This window comes from Streptomyces sp. NPDC085596 (assembly GCF_044541565.1).
Taxonomy (GTDB): Bacteria; Actinomycetota; Actinomycetes; order Streptomycetales; family Streptomycetaceae; genus Streptomyces.
Genome location: NZ_JBITTC010000004.1, coordinates 191,840 through 209,763, shown reverse-complemented (window position 1 = coordinate 209,763; position 17,924 = coordinate 191,840). Strand labels below are relative to the sequence as shown.

The window sequence follows — 17,924 nt, the reverse complement described above, 5'->3', positions numbered from 1 at the left end:
TTGTCGATACCGAGGAGTCCATCATGCCGGCCGCAGCCCGTACCGGTGATCCGACGAGCCATGGCGGCCGGATCACCACCCCGCCTCCCGCGGCCGCCGCGCGGGTGGCGACCGTGCTGATCGGCGGCCGCCCGGCCGCCGTCGTGGGCAGCCTGCACGTGTGCGTGGTCCCCCCGCACGCGGCCACCGGACCGCTGAACGTGATCATTCCCGATCCGATGGCACTGGCCGGTGTGGGTGTCCTGATCGGTGGGCTGCCCGCCGCGCGGATGGGGGACAAGACGGCGTGCCAGGCGCAGATCGTGATGGGTGAGTTGAGCGTGGAGATAGGTGGCGTGCTGTGAGCGAGCGGTTCATCGGCCGTGGCTGGGCGTTCCCGCTGCGGGTCGGCCCCACCGGGGGCATCGCCATGGTGGAGCGGGCGCGGGAGATCGAGGAGGCGATCCGGCTGGTCCTCGGCACTGCGCCAGGTGAGCGGCCGATGCGGCCCGAGTTCGGCTGCGGCATCCACGACTACGTGTTCGCGCCGGGCGACGGCGCCACGGCGGGCCGGGTCGCGCAGCAGGTGCGGGAGGCGCTGGAGCGGTGGGAGCCGCGGATCTCCGTGGACGAGGTGGTGGTGGCCTTCGACGCGGTGGACGCCGGGACGCTCTACATCGACGTGCACTACACGGTGCGATCCACCAACGACCGGCGCAATCTGGTGTTTCCGTTCTACACGATCCCCTCCGAGGAGGGTGTCGAGGAAGTGGTCGGCGACTGATGGTCCTGCCCTCCCCCAATCTGGACGACCGGCGCTTCCAGCAGCTCGTGGACGAGGCGAAACGGTATGTGCAGCAGCGTGCGCCCGAGTGGACCGACCACAATGTGTCGGACCCCGGTGTCACGCTGATCGAGACGTTCGCCTATCTGGTGGACCAGTTGCTGTACCGGCTGAACCGGGTCCCGGAGAAGAACTACCTGGCCTTTTTGGACCTGTTGGGCATCCGGCTGTTCCCGCCGTCGGCGGCGGCCGCCGAGGTCGACTTCTGGCTCTCCGCGCCGCAGCCGGAGACGGTGACGCTGACCGCGGGCACCGAGGTGACGACGGCGGCGAGTGAGGACGAGGAAGCCGTCGTCTTCGCCACGACCGGCGAACTGCGCATCGTGCCGAGCGAGTTGATTCGGCTGGTGACCGCGCCGCGCGGTGGCGAGCAGACCGACCGGACGAACGCGCTCGCCGAGGGCCGCGACGTGCCCTGCTTCCAGACGGTGCCCGAGCCCGGTGACGCGCTGCTGTTCGGGCTGCCGACAGCCGTACCGCGCTGTGTGGTCGCCGTCCGCCTGGACAGCCGGGTCGAGGGCGTCGGCGTCGACCCGCGCCAGCCGCCGCTGGCCTGGGAGGCGTGGGACGGGACGCGCTGGCTGCGGTGCGAGACCGGCGAGGACACCACGGGCGGTCTGAACCGGCCCGGCGAGGTGACCGTGTACATCCCCGCGTCGCACACGGCGTCCGTGATCGGCGGGACGCGCGCGGGCTGGCTGCGCTGCCGGGTCGTGCCGGCCGAACCCGGCCAGCCGTTCTACTCCGAGTCCCCGACCGTGCGGGAGGCCGCCGTGTTCACCGTGGGCGGGACCATGACGGTGGAGCACGCGGAGACGGTGACGGACGTGCCGCTCGGTGTCTCCGAGGGGGTCGCGGGGCAGACGTTCCGCCTCGACCGGCCGCCGGTGCTGCTCGACGGCGAGCCGCCCGTGGTGGAGGTGTCCTCCGCCGACGGCTGGCAGCGCTGGCAGGTCGTCGAGCACTTCGGGCGCTCCGGACCCGAGGACCGGCACGTACGGGTCGACGCCACCTCGGGCGAGTTCGGCTTCGCGCCCGCGCTGCGCGAACCCGACGGCACGCTGCGCGCGTGCGGCGCGGTACCGCCCAAGGGCGCCCAGGTGCGTGTGGCCCGCTACCGCACCGGTGGCGGCCCGGCGGGCAATGTGGCGCGCGGCGCGATCAACGTGCTGCGCAGTTCGGTGCCGTACGTCGCGCGCGTCGGCAACCGGGAGGCGGCCCGTGGCGGGGTCGCCGGCGAGACGGTGGCCAACGCCCGGCTGCGCGCCCCGCAGGCGCTGCGTATGCAGGAGCGCGCGGTGACCGCCGAGGACCACGAGATCATCGCGCGGCAGGCGGCGCCCTCGGTGCGCCGGGTGCGCTGTCTGCCGGCCGCCGACGAGCCGGGCGCGGTACGGGTCCTGGTGGTGCCGGACGCGGTCCCCGACGACGACGGCCGGGTCCGCTTCGAGCAGCTGATCCCGTCCGACCAGGTGCTCGCCACGATCACCGGGGCGCTGGACGAGCGGCGCCTGATCGGCACCCGGCTCGTCGTGGAACCGCCGGTCTACCAGGGCGTCACCGTGGTGGCCCGGCTCACCGCGCCCGCCGCCGTCGCGGACCGGGTGCGCGCCACGGCGCTGGCCGCGCTCTACGACCACCTGGACCCGCTGCACGGCGGCCCCGACGGCACGGGCTGGCCGTTCGGGCGGCCGGTGCAGTACGGCGAGGTGTTCGGCGTGCTCCAGCGTGCCGTGGGGGACGTCCTGGTGGAGGACATCCGGCTGTTCCCGGCCGACCCGGTGACGGGGCGGCGCGGTACGCCTGTCGACCGGGTCGACATCGGCGCGGGCGCGCTGGTCTTCCCGTACCAGCACCAGGTGGTCGTCACGGCGGCGGAGCCGGAGGCCCGCGTATGAGCCGCGCCGCGGTCCCCGGTCTGCCCAGCCGTCATCCGATCGGCGGGCAACTGCCCGCGCTGTACGCGGAGGACGACTTCGCCCAGCGCTTCACCGCCGGTCTCGACACGGTCCTGGCCCCGGTGTTCAGCACGCTGGACAACCTGCCCGCCTACCTCGACCCGAGGGTGGCCCCCGCCGACTTCGTGGCCTGGCTAGCCTCCTGGGTGGGCGGCGTGGACGATCCGCGCTGGCCCGCCGAGCTGCGCCGCGAGGCCACGGTCCGGGCGATGGAACTGCACCGGGGGCGCGGTACGAAGCGTGGCCTGCTGGAGGCCCTGCGCCTGATCCTCGGGGTGGGCGCCGAGATCGCCGGCGACGGCGCCGCCGTCTGGTCCCGCACCCCCGGCACCGAGCTGCCGCCCGCGCCGGACGCCGAGATCGTCGTACGGGTGTGGCCCGAGCGGGACGCGACGGTCGACGAGTCACGCGTCCACGAACTGGTCCGGGCGCTGTGCCCGGTGCACACGCGATGCCGGGTGGAGGTCATTTCCGCTCCGCCCTCCGACTCCGGCGAAGGGGAGTGACGTCATGCGCGAGTGTCCCGCCTGCGGGGCGTCGAACGAGGCGACGGACGACTTCTGCTGGAACTGCGGGAGTTACCTCGGCTGGTCGGAGGGTTCGGCGCGGGGCCGGGGCGAGGCGGCCGGCGCCGCGGCGGAGCCGGAGCGGCCGGAACCGGCCGTCGCGCCCGCGCCCCGGACCGAGGACGCCGAGGCGCCCGCGCCGGCTTCGGCACCGGCACCGGCACCGGCTCCCGAGCGCGCCCCGGAGACGCCCGGCCCGGTCGCCCCGCCCCCCGAGCCACCGGCTCCCCCGGCCGCCCCGCAGCCCGTCAAGCCGGCCAAGGCGGTCGCCCCCCGGCCGGTGGTCCGACCGCTCCCGGCGGACGAGGACGCCTCCGGGGTGCCGTGTCCCGTCTGCCGTACCCCCAACCCGGCGTACCGCCGTTTCTGCCGGAAGTGTGCCGCGCCGCTGGCGGCTGTGGCGGCTCCGGAGCGGTTGCCGTGGTGGCGCACCGTGTGGCCGTTCCGGCGCCGCACTCGGGGCGGCTCCGGCCGGCTGGTGCGGCTGCTGGTCATCCTCGCGGTGGTGCTGGCGCTGTGCGCGGCGGGTTTCCTGCTGCTCCCGGCCGGGCGGCAGCTGATCGAGGACACGCGGGACAAGCTGGGCACGCCCAAGGCGGTGAGCCCGTCCCGTGTCACCGCCACGGCCCAGCTTCCGGGGCACTCGGCCCGGCTGACCACGGACGGGCTCACCAACCGCTACTGGGCGATTCCCGGCAAGGGCGCGTCGGTGACGTACAGCTTCGCCAAGCCGTTCCGGTTCGTGGATCTGATCGTCACCAACGGCGCGTCCAAGAACGCCGAGGACTACGGCGCCCAGGCCCGCGCCCTCCATCTGGACATGGACGTCACGTCGGAGGACGGCCAAGTGCGGCGCAAGGAGATCGACTTGAGCGACAAGCCCGGACCGCAGCCGATCACCGTCGGCATGAGCGGTGTCACCACGGTCCGGCTGACGCTCGGCGCCCCGGTCGGCCTGTCCGCCGGGCGGCACATCGCGCTGGCGGAGGTGGAATTCTTCCAGCGGACCTGACACCCGGCGCCCCGGACAGCCGGCGGACCCGACCCAGCAGGCCGGGGCGTTCGCGCACCCGTCAGCGGGTGATGCGGACCAGCTTGTGGTTGGCGAACTCCTCCATGCCGAACCGGCCCAGTTCCCGGCCGAAGCCGGACCGCTTGACCCCGCCGAAGGGCAGCTCGGCGGCCGTGCCCGCCGGGCCGCCGAGGAACACCATGCCGGTGGCGAGACGCTGGGCCACCCGCTCGGCCTGCTCGTCGTCGTCGGTCTGCACCGAGGCGCTCAGCCCGTACGGCGAGTCGTTGGCGAACTCGACCGCCTCGTCCTCGGAGCCGACCTTGAACAGCAGCGCGACCGGGCCGAACAGCTCCTCCTTGTACGCCCGCATCTCGGGCGTGATGCCCGCGAGCACCGTCGGCTCGTACCAGGCGCCCGGCCGGTCCATGCGGCGGCCGCCGGCCAGTACGGTCGCGCCCTTGGAGATGGCGTCCTGGACCTGCTCGTCCAGGGTCTCGACGGCCTTCTCCGAGGAGAGCGGGCCCATGAAGGTGCCGGGGTCGGTGGGGTCGCCGGGGACGATGCGGCGGACCGCCTCCGTGTACTGCTCGGCGAAATCGTCGTAGTGCTCGTCCAGCGCGATGATCCGCTTGGAGGCGTTGCACGCCTGGCCCGCGTTGAACATGCGGCCCTGCAGGGTGTTCTTCACGACGCGGGACATGTCCGAGACGCCGAGGATCAGATAGGGGTCGGAGCCGCCCAGCTCCAGCACGACCTTCTTCAGGTTCCGGCCCGCGATCTCGGCCACGGCCGCGCCCGCCCGCTCGGAGCCGGTGAGGGAGACGCCCTGGATGCGGTCGTCCGCGATCACGTCCTCGATCTGCGCGTTGCCGGCGAAGATGTTGACGTACGCGCCCTTCGGCAGGCCGGCGTCCTGGAAGAGCCGCTCCATCTCCAGCGCGGACTCCGGACACTGCGGGGCGTGCTTGAGCAGCACGGCGTTGCCGAGCATCAGGTTCGGCGCGGCGAAGCGGGCGACCTGGTAGTACGGGAAGTTCCACGGCATGATCCCGAGCAGGGTGCCGACGGCCTCCTTGCGGATGACGGCACGGCCCCCGGAGGCCACGTCCAGCTCCTCCTCCTTCAGGAACTCCTCGCCGTGGTCGGCGTAGTACCGGTAGATCGAGACGACGATGTCGATCTCGCCGAGCGCCTGCCTGACCGGCTTGCCCATCTCCCGGGTGATGATCCCGGCGAGCTGGTCCCGGCGCTCCTCGTAGAGGTCGGCCACCCGGTGCAGTACGGCCGCGCGCTCCTCGGGCGGCCGGGCGGCCCACTCGCGCTGCGCGGTGTCGGCGAGTTCCAGCGCCTCGCGCAGTTCCGCGTCGGTCGCGGTGGGGTACTCCCGCACGGTCTCACCGGTGGCGGGGTTGACGATTCGGTAGTGCTCCATGACGTCCTCTCGTTCTCCGGACTCTCGTCCTCCGGACCGGAAAGCCGCGGTGGGTGGCGGCGGCCGGGCGTTCCCGGACGGTACGGCCAACCGGCTACCCGTGGGGCAGGTCCGGAACACCCGCACCCGCCGGCCGCCTCCCCCAGGCTGTCCGAGGTCCGCCGAACGCGCTCGCCGGAGGGCGGGCTGCGGAGGGCCATCCGAGGCACTTCCGAGCAAGGTGTCGCGAGCCATGCTGCCGAGGAGCGGTTCCACCTCCGGAGTGCGTGGCTGCGGTCGGGAATCTCTCGCCGTTGTCCGACCCGTTTGATATGACTGTCCATCACCGGAACTCCGGCACTCGGGCTGAGCCAGACGGATCGCCCTCATGAGTGGTGGGAGCGAAGGCGGGGGAAGGGCGCGCCGCGCGCACAACTAGGGGGATCGTGACTTCCGTTTCGTCGTTCAGACAATGGCTGCGGGACAAACCCGACCTGGTGCTCATGCTGTTCCGGCACGTCGAAAAGACACACGGCCCTACCGCTCTGCATTACGACGGTGGCCCTGCAGCTTCGAAGCTGCGCAAAACCGCCGGGGCCCGGATGTGGGTGACCCGGGCGCCCGAACAGCTGATCCTCAGCCTCTGCGCGTGCGGAGTCAGGCTCGCCGACTCCCGGCTCAGCGAGACGGGACACGCGGCACGGCTGCCGGACGCCGGTCTTGAGCAGCTCACGCAGATGCTGTCGGAGCTGCTGCCGGACCTGGCGCGACTCGTGCTCCAAGGGCTCTCCCTCTTCGAGGACCTGCCCACCTGTGAGCTGGTGCGAGAGCACGCGGAGCAACTCCAGGAGGCCGCCGAGAGCACCGCGGCCCCTCTGACCCAGCCCGACTACGAGCGCCTCTCCTGTGAGCGCTGGGTGCTGCGGGAATCCGGCAGCGGGGCGCGATCAAGCACGGACACAGAACAGACGACTCGACCGGAAGCGAGGGGGAGCCGGATCGTGGTGCGACGGGACGCCGAGGAGATCGGGCAGCAGACGGCGCGGTTGAAGGAGGCCGCGGAGCAACTGGCCGACCGGCTCGACGCCTTCGTCGCGGCCGTCCGTGCCGGACGGCTGGCCGGTGACCGGGAGTTGCTGCGCACGACCGCGGAGTGGATCGAAGAACGCCGGACTCTGGTCCGCGTCTTCACGGACGCTGCCGGTGAGACCTGGGCCGACGACCAGGGCTGGGCCGCGGCCGAGTCGCTCGTCGAGCGGGTCCGGGAGAACGAGCGTCGCCGGAACGAGACCGACCTGGAGATCGCGGAGACCGAGCAGGCGCTCGACGAAGCCCGCACCATCTACGAGTCTTCCACGAGCGAGATGCTCCGGGGCCACCTGCGCGACCAGATCACGGAGTACGAGCAGAGGCTCCATCAACTGCGAGGAGGCGAGCCGGAAGAGGTGCACGCCCCGCCACCTCTCGGTGAGGCGGGCAGTGCCGAGGCGGAGGTCGAGTCCGTCGAAGACGTCGCCGTACCGTCGCCCGACGATGTGGCCACCAGCACGAACCCGGAGGAAGAGCCGGGGGGAGAGGGGGCGGCCGAGGAGACCGGACTCGGCACGTCCTGGAGTGAGGGCGAGGCGCCCACCCTCACCGTCCAGGACGGAGCCGCGCGTGGGGACACCCCGGCGGTCGCGGTGAAGCACGAGGTCTCTGCGGTCGCCCTGGACCGCGTTCCCGCCCAGCGCCGTTCGGCCCCGGCACCGAAGCCGGCGGCCGACGTGTGGTCCGGTGACTCCGCCCCGGTGGCGGATCTGGTCGAGGAGGGAAGGCTCGCCGAGTCCTACTGGCTGAGCCGCGCCGCCGACGCGGACGCACATCGCCTGGTCGCGCTGGCGTTCGCGGACGCCGCCTTCCACGCGTCGCCGGGGTGGGCCTCCGATCTGCAGGTGGAGGCCGAGGAACGGATCGAGGCGGTGGTCGAGGAGCGTCCCTGGGACGACGACCGCGACGCCCACCTGGTGCTGCTGACCGCGGCCATCCGCAGCGGCCTGTCGGCGCGGTGGGCCGGCAGCGTCCTGACCGACTTCACGTCGCTGCCGGGTCTGTCCGGACCGTGGGCGACGCTGCTGGAGGAACTGGTGCACGCGGTGCGGCAGTCCGTCGAGATCCAGCCCGGCGCCCTGGACGCACCCGCCGCCGCGTCCGCCGTCGACAGCCGCGAGGAGATCGGTGAGCGGGCCCGCCAGCTCGCGCTCGATCTGCCGCAGCGCACCATCAAGTACCAACGCGCCACGATCGTGCTGCAGGCCCTCGCGGCACCCGACGGTGTGCTGGGAGGCACGCTGGAGACGATCCAGGGCTGGGCCGAGGGACGCGTCGAGGCCGACGCGCTCGTCAAGGAGATGGAGGAGCGTTACAAGCGCTCCGACGCCGCCGACCGGATCATCGACGCCACAGACCGAGCGAAGCGGACGCCCAAGCAGGCGAAGTACCCGATCCACTCGGCCGCGCGCGAGCAGCTCCGGGGGCACGTCAAGAGCGTCCAGGACCTGCTCACGGCAGCCCTGCGCATCGCCGCGTCCTCCCGCCCTTCCGGCAGCCGCGACGTCGGCCGGGACCTGATGAAGGCGATCACGGCCGCGCGGCAGGCCGAGCCGGTGCCCGGGGTGGGCGGGGCACTCCTCGCGCTGCTGCTGCGCTGGCTCGACGGCTCCTACTCTCCCGAGCCGCGCGACACACGGTTCCGCCCTCCCGCCGACGGCCTCCTCCACCTGCCCGGCCTGTCCTGGCGGGTCCACGAGGGCCGGGACGAACCCGATCTCGAGAGGCCGGACGCCCTGGAGGCCATGCTCGGCCTGCTCGGTCCCACCGACATCGCCCTGGCGCTGCGACGCCACCAGGGCGAGGGCGACCTGCACTTGGCGGCCCGCCTGCTGGACAGGCTGGAGCAGGGGCTGCTCGTCGGGACCGCACCGCAGCCGGCACAGGTCGCGGACTGGCAGGAGGCACTGTCGGACGCGGCCGCCGACTGGCGGCGCAAGTGCGCCGAGGAACACCGGCGCGCCCAACTCGCCCTGGCGCAGATGCGGGTGCAGAACCTGCTGAAGCCCGAGGACGAGCACGACTTCACCGTACGTCTCCTCGATCTGGAGGCGGACCACAGAGATCGGCACGGAGAGAAGTTCCGCGCCACCGCCGAGATCGGCCGTCGCCTGCGTGCGCTGGAGGAGCAGCAGACCGCTCAGCTCTACCGCGAGCTCGACGCCACGCGCCTGAGCGAGGCGGAGGAGCAGCGCATCCGCGCGCTGCTGGACCGCGGTGAGACGGTCGCCGCGGAGGAACTCCTGTCCTTCGCCCGTGGTGGCGACGCGCTGCCGGCCCCGACCGAGCCCGTCGGCCAGGAACTGTCGCGCTTCCTGGCGGGCGTCTCTCACCGCGAGGCCCCGCCACCCACTCGGCACGGGGTCAGCGCCCGCTGGTGGGCGCAGCACTACGCGGGCGACGACTCGCTGGTGCAGAACGCGGTCGCCGGGCTCGACTCCTGGGAGAACCTGATCCGCGAGCGTGACTCGCGCAAGATCCGCGGTCAGGCCAGGAGCGTGCTGCGCCTGCTCGGCCTGAGCGTGACCGAGTCCAACGTCGAGGAGGCCCGGCACGGTGTCACCCGGCTGAGCGTGCGGGCCGACATCACCGAGAGCACGCCGGGATACGTCGCCGCCCTGGGCTCCCAGGCCCGCCGCATGTACAAGGTCGTCGTCATCGCCGACGAGCTCCGGGGCGAGGGGCCGCTGCGGCACCTCCCGGATTCGGCCATCGGCGCCAACGTGATCCTTTACCTCCAGCCTCTCGGTATCGAGGGGCGCCGCAAGCTCGCGCTCGCCTCCCGTAGCCGCGGTCAGCAGGCCCTGGTGGTCGACCCGGCCGTCGTCGGCTGGGTCGCGGCCCGCGCCCCCCGCTCGTTCCGGGCCGCGCAGCGGGTCACGCTGCCGTGGACCGGGTACACCCCGTACACGCCGCACGTCGCCGGTCTCGTACCCCCGGAGGTCTTCAAGGGCCGGGCCGAGGAGATGCGCGAGGTCCTGAAGCCCGATGGCTCCATCTTCCTCTTCGGCGGACGTCAGCTCGGGAAGTCGTCCCTGCTGCGGCAGGCGGTCGAGGTGTTCCAGAAGGCCGATCCGAACCACAACATCGCCGTCTACATCGACCTCCTCAAAGCGGACATCGGACACGCCGAGCCCCCGGACGGCATCTGGCGGGCACTGCTCGCGGAGTTGAAGCGCCGTGACGTCATCCCTGCGAACACCTCCGACAGCAGTCCCGTCGACACCATCGCCGACAAGATCCGGCAGTGGATCGAGACGGAGCCCGGTCGGCGCATCCTGCTGCTCGCCGACGAGGCAGACGCCTTCCTCACGGCCGACGCCCAGGCCGTCTACACGGGTGGTGGCCAGTCGACGTTCCGCACCGTCAAACGGCTGCAGCGGCTGATGGAGGCCACCGGCCGGTCCTTCAAGGTGGTCTTCGCCGGTCTGCACCAGGTTCAGCGCTTCAACCACCTGACCAACGTCGTCACCGCGCACGGCGGCCCCGGCGTCCTGGTCGGCCCGCTCAAGCCGCAGGCCGCCGTCGCACTCGTCGAGGAGCCCCTGGCCGCCGTCGGTCTCGTCTTCGAGAGGCCCGACCTGGTCTGGCACATCCTGGGTGTCACCAACTACCAGGCGAACCTGGTGCAGATCTTCTGCGATCACCTCGTCGTCTACATGCAGCAGCGGGCCATGCCCGCCGACGGTCGCCGCGCACCGATCACCTGGGACGACGTCCAGGCCGTCGCCAACCTGGAGCGGGTCCGCGAACTCATCGCGGAACGACTGCGCTACACCATCAACCTGGAGGACCGCTACCGCGTCCTCACCCTGCTGATCGCCCTGCGCGCCCTCGAACACGGCTACGCGCACGCCATCCGACCCGGCGAACTGCTGGAGGAGGCGCACAAGATCTGGCAGGAGGGTTTCCCGCTCAACAGCGAGCGTCAACTGACCATCTTCCTCGACGAGATGGTCGGGCTCGGCCTGCTCATCAAGCTCCCCGCCGAGGAGCGGGCCTACGCGATGCGCAGCCCCAACGTGGTCAACATGCTGGGCACCCGCAACGAGCTGAACAGCGAGCTGAACGACACCGAGTTCGACCTGCCCTACGACTACAACCCACGCTCCGCCCGCCGTTCCGTCGGCATCATGCGAGGGGTCCAGCGGATGAGTCCGCTGACCGAGGGGCAGTTCGACGAGATGCTCGCCCACTCCACCCGCACGAGCGTCGTGCCCTGTACACGGGCACTCGGCGACCACCTCGTCGAAGGCGGCCTGCGGCTGTACGGCGAAGGGTACGGTTTCGACGTCGTCACCGTGGACCCGGCCGACGACCTGGTCGACGCGATCACGGCGAACTCACGACGCCGGCGCGGGTCCAGGCTCCTCTTCGTCGACCTGCGCGGCCGAGCGGGGTCCGAGGTGAAGGATGCCGCGGAGCGCCTGGTCGAGCACACGGGAGCCACGGCGATCGATGCCGAGGCCGCGCCCGGAGCGCCTCGGCGGTACGCGGTCGTTCTCTGTTCCCCGGACGCGGCCGCGCAGGCCGAGACGACGAAGGCCGGCCTCGTCGTGCCGCAGCGGTGGACCGTCGACAGCGTCCGCGCCTGGCCCGAGTCGCCCTTCGGGCTGCCGCAGGAACGCCGCAGTCTCATCGCCGCCACCGGTGGCTGGCCCGCTCTGGTCGAGCTCGCGATGCACAACGTGCGCTCCGGCATGCGGCAGAAGGAGGTACTCCAGAGCCTGTGCGAGCGGTTCGACGCCTCGGACGCGGCCAGGGCCCACCTCGATGCGGCCGGGCTCGTGGAGGCGGACGTCTCCCCCATCACGGCCTGGGCGCAGTTCTACAGCGTCGAGGAGTACCTCGGCGGCAACGCGGTCATCACCCCCGGAGACCTGGCTGCCGCTTTCTTCGAGGAGAGCGACGGCGACGAGGCCCTCCGTTCGGCCGAACGCCTGCTGGAGCGCCTCGACCGGCTGGCAGTCCTCGACCAGGTCGGGACGGGCGTCCGGTTCGACGCCGTCACTTTCCGGTCCCTGAAGACGATCGGACCGGATCGGTGACCGCAGCCGACCCCTGGGCGCAGAGCGCCGTGCCCGGGGGTGCCGAGTCCTCGGTCAGTAGTGGTTCCGGCGCGCAGGTCCCGAAGGCGCGCGTCCCGGCTCCGGAAGGCGGGGGCGCCACCTGGCAGATGGACGACGAGGGCCTCGCCCGGCTCCCCGGACCGCGTCGGCACCTCGATCTGCTGGAGGCGGACCTGCTGTCCGGACGCAGTTGCGTCTGGTACTTCCCCGACCCCTTCGTGGACTCCGGACGTGCCGACTTCTTCGTCGATGAACTGGCCCACCGTATCGACGGGGTGATCTCGGTGCCCGGGGCCGTGTCCCTGTCCGACCGTGCCACGGGGCCGTCGCCCGTGGTGCGGGTGCCGTTCACGGAGTCGCGTGCATCTCCCGATGCCACGAACCGGGCGAACCGGGCAGAGGAAGCGGGTCTCCGGGACGACCCGTACGGCGATCTGCTGAGTGGTCTGGTCGTCGCGAGCGGTGCGGAACTGCCGAAGGCATCCCCCTCCGCACCCATATCGGCCTCGACGCTGCAGGACCGCCTGGCCAAGGAGCTCGGTGTCACCGGTGATCCCGTCGCGGCGCTGGCGGAACAGGCCGCCGCCGGTCTGGCACCGCACACCGTCTTCGTCCGCTGCTGGAACGAGACCTCTCACGAAGAGGCGGCGAGAGTTCTCCGGGTCGCCGTGGCCACCTTCCACGAAGCCGGTCTGTCCGGCCATACCCGGCCGCGGTTCCTCTTCGCGGCCCGAGCGGGCGACCTGCCACGCCATGTGCTCGGAGACCGCAGCCGGTCGTCCGTCCACTGGTGGTGGAAGGTCTGGACCCGTCTGGACACCGAGGTCCTCATGGCCTGGCAATCCGGCGGCCGCACCAGCAACCCGGCCGGCGCCCTTCTCCAGCGCGTCACGGATGCCGTGGTCGCCGAGGTCTGCGGCCCCGACATCGACCGCGCTCTCGTCCTGCGGGACGTCTGGCGCGGCGGAGACCTGGACAGTCTGCGCTCGGCGCTCGCCGGGTTGCTGCCCGACGAGCAACCCACCGCGGCGGAGTACGAGCCGAGCGTCCGTATGTCGGCCGCCCACGCGTCGGCCCCGGACGCCGAACTCCACGATGCGTGGGCCGGCGGCTCTGTCGAAAGCTGGGAGGGGCGCATCAGATTGGTGCACGGCCGTCGCCTGCCGGACTCCCGGTCGCACGACCTGCGCATCCTCGTCTGTCACGCTCAGAACCGGGTCCTGCTCCCCCTCATCGAGGAGGCTCGCACAGCCCTGATCCACCTGGTGCCCGAGCTGCTGCGCAAGGGCACACACAGCCTTCAGGACTTCTGCGCCGAAGCCCGCTCGCAGTACAACACGAATGGTGGGACGACGGCGTTGCCCGACCTCCACGAACTGGAGATCGGCGGGCTCGTAGCCGCCGCCCACATGCTGAACCTGACCAGCACCCAGCATCACCGCCTGCGCTCACTGCGCAACGCCCGCAACACCCTCTCCCACCGCAGCCCTCTCGGCCACGAGGATCTCGTGGCCCTGACGAAGGTGCTGACCACCGACTGGACCGCGAAATGATCCCGGTTCAGCGCCGCTGCTGACCTGGGCAGTGTCCTCGGACGAGGAGAGGGTGCGATCACAGGGTCGTGCGGCGCGGGATCGGGGGTACACGGGGCCGCATGGCAGCGATGACCGATCACTCCCGAATCCTGCGAGCCGTACGGCAGTTGCGCCGGGTGCGTGTCTTCTACGCGACCGGCGTGGCCCTGTGGCTGACCGCCGCGATCTGGACGGGATGGATGAGTCCCGGCAGTCGCCAGATGTGGGTCTCCGTTCTCCTTCTCACGCTCTTCGCCGGGCTGCTGGCCACGGCGACGCTGTGGCTCCAGCGGCTGCGCGCCAAGAGCACGGACGTTCCGGCCCACCATGCCGCGCCGGGACGGAAGATCACCGCCCGGCACGCCTGATCCGGCGGGCCGGAGCCCCGGTTCACGCCGCGAGGTCGTGGCCGGGGTGCAGTACCACCTTGGTGTAGCCCTCGATCCGCTTGTCGAACTTCTCGTACGCCTGCGGGGCGTCCTCCAGCGGCAGTTCGTGGGAGACCACGAAGCTGGGCCGGGCGCGGCCGGAGGCGATCAGGTCGCGCAACTGGCGGTTGTACTTCTTGACGTTGCACTGGCCGGTGCCCATCTTCTGGCCCTTCTCGAACATCTTGCCGATCGAGACCAGGAGTTGGCCGTGCCTGGCGTTCTCGTCGGGCCCGCCGGGGTCGGACGGCACGTACAGGCCGGGTATACCGAGCCTGCCGGTCGGCCGGACCGTCTCGACCAGCTGGTTGAGGACGATCGCGGGTTCCTCGTGGCCGCTGTCGTCACCGGTCTGGGCCTGGTAGCCGACGGCGTCGATGCCCTTGTCGGTGCCCTCGCCGTTCGTCTGCGCCTTGATCTGCTCGGCCGGGTCGCCCTGGGTGAAGTCGATCGGGATGGCCCCGATCTCCTCGGCCTTGGCGAGCCGTTCGGGCACGCGGTCGACCACGAACACCTTGGACGCGCCGCGCAGCAGCGCCGAGTAGGCGGCCATCAGGCCCACCGGCCCGGCCCCGTACACCGCGACCGTCTCGCCGGGTGAGACCTGGGCGAGTTCGCAGCCGTGGTAGCCGGTGGGGAAGATGTCGGCCAGCAGGATGTAGTCGGTCTCGTTCTCGTCGCCCTCGGGCAGCTTCAGGCAGTTGAAGTCGGCGAAGGGCACCCGCAGCCGCTCCGCCTGGCCGCCCGTGTAGGGCCCCATGGCCACATAGCCGTACGCGCCGCCCGCGAAGCCGGGGTTCACGGTCAGACAGAACCCGGTCTCGCCGGCGAGGCAGTTCTTGCAGAACCCGCACGCGACGTTGAACGGCATCACGACGCGGTCCCCCACGGACAGCGAGGTCACGCCGTCGCCGACCTCCTCGATCACACCGAGGTTCTCGTGGCCGAAGACGATGCCCGGCTCGGCCGCGGTGCGCCCTTCGTACATGTGCAGGTCGGAGCCGCAGATCGCGGACGAAGTGATGCGGACGATCACGTCGTTGGGGTGCTGGATCTCCGGATCGTCGACTTCTGTCACCGTGACGCTGAAGGGCCTTTCGTAGACAACGGCTTTCACCTGTGTCACCTCCGCGTCTCGTGCTGGATGACGGTGACGGGGGCGGGCCGCTGCCGGAACGCGCGAGAAGGCGTGGCCGTGCCGGGGTCCGCTGCCCTCGCTCCACCGCCGTTGCTTCCAGGTAACGCCCCTGAGCCGGGCGCTGCAACCCGCCTCCTGGCCGGCCCAGGGGCCTTGTCGATCACCGCCGAGCCGCCGAGCCGCCGAGCCGCCGAGAAGGGGCTCACCTGGGGATTGGCGAAGTTTTTGCCTGTGGCTTGTTCGCGGTGCCGCCGCGCTGCTCACCGGGCGTTCGCCGGTTTTCGCTTGGGCAAAGTGCGGCCGAAACCGGCGGCGAGTCGTGTCGTGGAGGTTACGGGGGCGTTGACCGGCGCGCGTGCCAGGCGGAGGCTCGTCACATAGATGCTCGATACAACTGGTTCGGCGGCCGGGCCCTGCGCTGGTGGGAAATTGCAGGTCAGCGGTGCGCCGTAGGCAGGAGGCAGCGCATGTGCGGCATCACCGGCTGGGTGTCCTTCGACCGTGATCTCGGCGCCGAGGACGCCGTATTGGATGCGATGACCGAGACGATGGCCTGCCGGGGTCCGGACGACCGGGGCACCTGGGCGGAGGGGCCCGCCGCGCTGGGGCACCGCCGGCTCGCCATCATCGACCTGCCCGGCGGACGCCAGCCGATGTCCGTCCACACGCCCCAGGGGAACATCGCCCTCGTCTACTCGGGAGAGGCGTACAACTTCACCGAGCTGCGCCGCGAACTCACCTACCGCGGACACCGGTTCACCACCGAGTCCGACACCGAGGTCGTCCTGCGCGGCTACCTGGAGTGGGGCGACGCGGTGGCCGAGCGGCTGAACGGCATGTACGCGTTCGCCGTCTGGGACGGCCGCCACGACAAGCTGGTGATGATCCGCGACCGCATGGGCATCAAGCCGTTCTACTACCACCCCACCGCCGACGGCGTCCTGTTCGGCTCCGAGCCCAAGGCGATCCTCGCCCATCCGCTGGTCCGCCCCCGTGTCTCGCTGGACGGCCTGCGGGAGCTGTTCACCATGGTCAAGACGCCTGGGCACGCCGTGTGGGACGGCATGCGCGAGGTCGAGCCGGGCACCGTCGTCACCGTCGACCGCTCCGGCCCGCGCACCCGCGTGTACTGGCGGCTGGAGACCCGTCCGCACACCGACGACCGGGACACGACGATCGCCACCGTCCGCACGCTCCTCGACGACATCGTGCGCCGCCAGCTCGTCGCCGACGTGCCGCGCTGCACCCTGCTCTCCGGCGGTCTCGACTCCTCCGCCATGACCGCGCTGGCCGCCGAGCAGCTGGCGGAGCGGGGCGAGAAGGCGCGCAGCTTCGCGGTCGACTTCGCCGGGCAGGCCGACAACTTCGTCGCGGACGAGCTGCGCGGGACCCCGGACACCCCCTTCGTCCACGACGTGGCCCGGCTCGCCGGGACCGAGCACCAGGACATCGTCCTCGACGTGCAGTCCCTCGCCGACCCCGCCGCACGCGAGAAGGTGATCCGTGCCCGTGATCTGCCCGCCGGGTTCGGCGACATGGACGCCTCCCTCCTGCTGCTCTTCCGCGCCATCCGGGACCAGTCCACGGTGGCGCTGTCGGGCGAGTCGGCGGACGAGGTCTTCGGCGGCTACCTCCAGTTCTTCGACGAGGAGGCCCGGCACGCGGACACCTTCCCCTGGCTGGTGAGCTTCGGCCGCCACTTCGGCGACGACACCGGCGTGCTGCGGCCCGAGCTGGTCGGCGCGCTGGACCTGAAGGGGTACGTCGCGGACGGGTTCCGTACGGCGGCCGCCGGGATCGAACGACTCGACGGCGAGAGCGACTTGGAGTTCCGCATGCGTCGGATGTCCAACCTGCACCTCACGCGCTTCGTGCGCATCCTGCTCGACCGGAAGGACCGGATGAGCATGGCGGTCGGGCTGGAGGTGCGGGTGCCGTTCTGCGACCACCGGCTCGTGGAGTACGTCTACAACACGCCCTGGGCGCTGAAGTCGTTCGACGGCCGCGAGAAGAGCCTCCTCCGGGAGGCCACGGCGGACGTCCTGCCCCGCTCGGTGTACGACCGCGTCAAGAGCCCGTACCCCTCCACCCAGGACCCCGGCTACGGCCGCGCCCTCCAGACCCAGGTCAAGGATCTCCTGTCCCAGCCGTCCCACCGCGTCTTCGACCTCCTCGACCGCGGGAAGGTCCGGAGGATCGCGGAGCACGAGTCCCTGGCCGGTACGCAGGCCGCCCGGCGGGGGCTGGAGCGGACGCTCGACCTCGCCGTGTGGCTTGATCTCTACTCGCCCGAGGTGAGCATCGGCTGAGGCGGAGCGCGGGAGCCCTCGGTGGTTATCGTGTGGTCGGCGGATCTTACGGTCATGGGGGTGCACGCGCGTGCGAGAGGCGGGGCGGCTGCCGGTGCCGGTGCACGGGGACAGCGAGCGCTGGAGCACCGTGCGGGCGGAGCGCAGTGTGCTGGGCGTCGTCCACAACATCACGTCCGCCACCCGGCTGCTGGACATTCTCTCCGTGTTCGACGGCGATCAACGGGTGCAGGTTCTTTTCTCGTGCACCGGGTCCTCGGTTCTCGATGAGGGGACTGTGGAATTTCTCGCCTCGCGGGGGATGCTGGCCATTTCGTGGGAGAAAGCGGTATCCCTTCCTTTCGATCTGGCTGTTGCCACAAACCGGGGCGGGAATCTGCACAAAATACCCTTCCCGCTTATTGGCGCGCCGCACGGGGCTGGCTATAATAAGAAACTGAGCCGGAAGCCGGAAGCCGGAAGCCGGAAGCCGGAAGCCGGAAGCCGGAAGCCGGAAGCCGGAAGCCGGAAGCCGGAAGCCGGAAGCCGGAAGCCGGAAGCCGGA

The 17,924-nt window shown here is 71.4% G+C and carries 11 protein-coding genes and 1 pseudogene; 10 read left to right on the top strand and 2 right to left on the bottom strand.

Translation table 11 applies throughout. The features are described from left to right. Positions 1 to 23: 23 nt before the first annotated feature. Genes ACIGA3_RS14105 through ACIGA3_RS14085 form a run of 5 tightly spaced genes read left to right on the top strand, consistent with a single transcriptional unit; the run spans position 24 to position 4,359 of the window. Positions 24 to 344 carry a PAAR domain-containing protein gene (locus ACIGA3_RS14105; RefSeq protein ID WP_399714488.1) on the top strand — a complete coding sequence of 107 codons (321 nt, stop codon included), beginning with the start codon at positions 24 to 26 and terminating at the stop codon, positions 342 to 344. Beyond that, positions 341 to 763 carry a GPW/gp25 family protein gene (locus ACIGA3_RS14100; RefSeq protein WP_399714485.1) on the top strand — a complete coding sequence of 141 codons (423 nt, stop codon included), beginning with the start codon at positions 341 to 343 and terminating at the stop codon, positions 761 to 763. The genes ACIGA3_RS14105 and ACIGA3_RS14100 overlap by 4 nt, the downstream gene beginning before the upstream one ends. After that, positions 763 to 2,721, top strand: coding sequence for a putative baseplate assembly protein (locus ACIGA3_RS14095; RefSeq protein ID WP_399714483.1), 1,959 nt, complete (start codon positions 763 to 765; stop codon positions 2,719 to 2,721). Before ACIGA3_RS14100 ends, ACIGA3_RS14095 begins: the two co-directional genes overlap by 1 nt. Continuing rightward, positions 2,718 to 3,287, top strand: coding sequence for a phage tail protein (locus ACIGA3_RS14090; protein WP_399714480.1), 570 nt, complete (start codon positions 2,718 to 2,720; stop codon positions 3,285 to 3,287). Before ACIGA3_RS14095 ends, ACIGA3_RS14090 begins: the two co-directional genes overlap by 4 nt. A 4-nt stretch (positions 3,288 to 3,291) precedes the next feature. After that, the gene (locus ACIGA3_RS14085) at positions 3,292 to 4,359 is read left to right on the top strand and encodes an NADase-type glycan-binding domain-containing protein (RefSeq protein ID WP_399714478.1); all 1,068 of its coding nucleotides are present in this window, start codon (positions 3,292 to 3,294) and stop codon (positions 4,357 to 4,359) included. Between the two features lie 61 nt (positions 4,360 to 4,420). Here the strand turns inward: ACIGA3_RS14085 and ACIGA3_RS14080 are convergent, their stop codons facing one another. After that, positions 4,421 to 5,794, bottom strand: a complete 1,374-nt coding sequence (locus ACIGA3_RS14080) for an NAD-dependent succinate-semialdehyde dehydrogenase (RefSeq protein ID WP_399714475.1) — start codon at positions 5,792 to 5,794, stop codon at positions 4,421 to 4,423. Positions 5,795 to 6,381: 587 nt separating this feature from the next. On the opposite strand from ACIGA3_RS14080, the gene ACIGA3_RS14075 reads away from it, so the two are divergent. The 3 genes from ACIGA3_RS14075 (at position 6,382) to ACIGA3_RS14065 (ending at position 13,873) form a co-directional block, all read left to right on the top strand. Continuing rightward, positions 6,382 to 11,910 carry a hypothetical protein gene (locus tag ACIGA3_RS14075; protein WP_399714471.1) on the top strand — a complete coding sequence of 1,843 codons (5,529 nt, stop codon included), beginning with the start codon at positions 6,382 to 6,384 and terminating at the stop codon, positions 11,908 to 11,910. Continuing rightward, positions 11,907 to 13,484, top strand: coding sequence for a hypothetical protein (locus tag ACIGA3_RS14070; RefSeq protein ID WP_399714470.1), 1,578 nt, complete (start codon positions 11,907 to 11,909; stop codon positions 13,482 to 13,484). The genes ACIGA3_RS14075 and ACIGA3_RS14070 overlap by 4 nt, the downstream gene beginning before the upstream one ends. Positions 13,485 to 13,585: 101 nt before the next feature. Continuing rightward, a complete protein-coding gene (locus tag ACIGA3_RS14065; protein WP_399714468.1) occupies positions 13,586 to 13,873 on the top strand; it encodes a hypothetical protein in 288 nt (95 codons plus the stop codon). A 22-nt stretch (positions 13,874 to 13,895) separates the two neighbouring features. Here ACIGA3_RS14065 and ACIGA3_RS14060 read toward each other — a convergent pair whose 3' ends face one another. After that, positions 13,896 to 15,050, bottom strand: a complete 1,155-nt coding sequence (locus ACIGA3_RS14060; RefSeq protein WP_399714467.1) for a glutathione-independent formaldehyde dehydrogenase — start codon at positions 15,048 to 15,050, stop codon at positions 13,896 to 13,898. Between the two features lie 488 nt (positions 15,051 to 15,538). Between ACIGA3_RS14060 and asnB the strand changes: the two genes are divergently transcribed. Both asnB and ACIGA3_RS14050 read left to right on the top strand, forming a co-directional pair. Next, on the top strand, positions 15,539 to 17,380 hold the full coding sequence (gene asnB, locus ACIGA3_RS14055) for an asparagine synthase (glutamine-hydrolyzing) (protein ID WP_399714466.1): 1,842 nt from the start codon (positions 15,539 to 15,541) through the stop codon (positions 17,378 to 17,380). A gap of 70 nt (positions 17,381 to 17,450) precedes the next feature. Next, positions 17,451 to 17,924 (top strand): annotated as a pseudogene (locus ACIGA3_RS14050) (hypothetical protein); the annotation flags it as partial.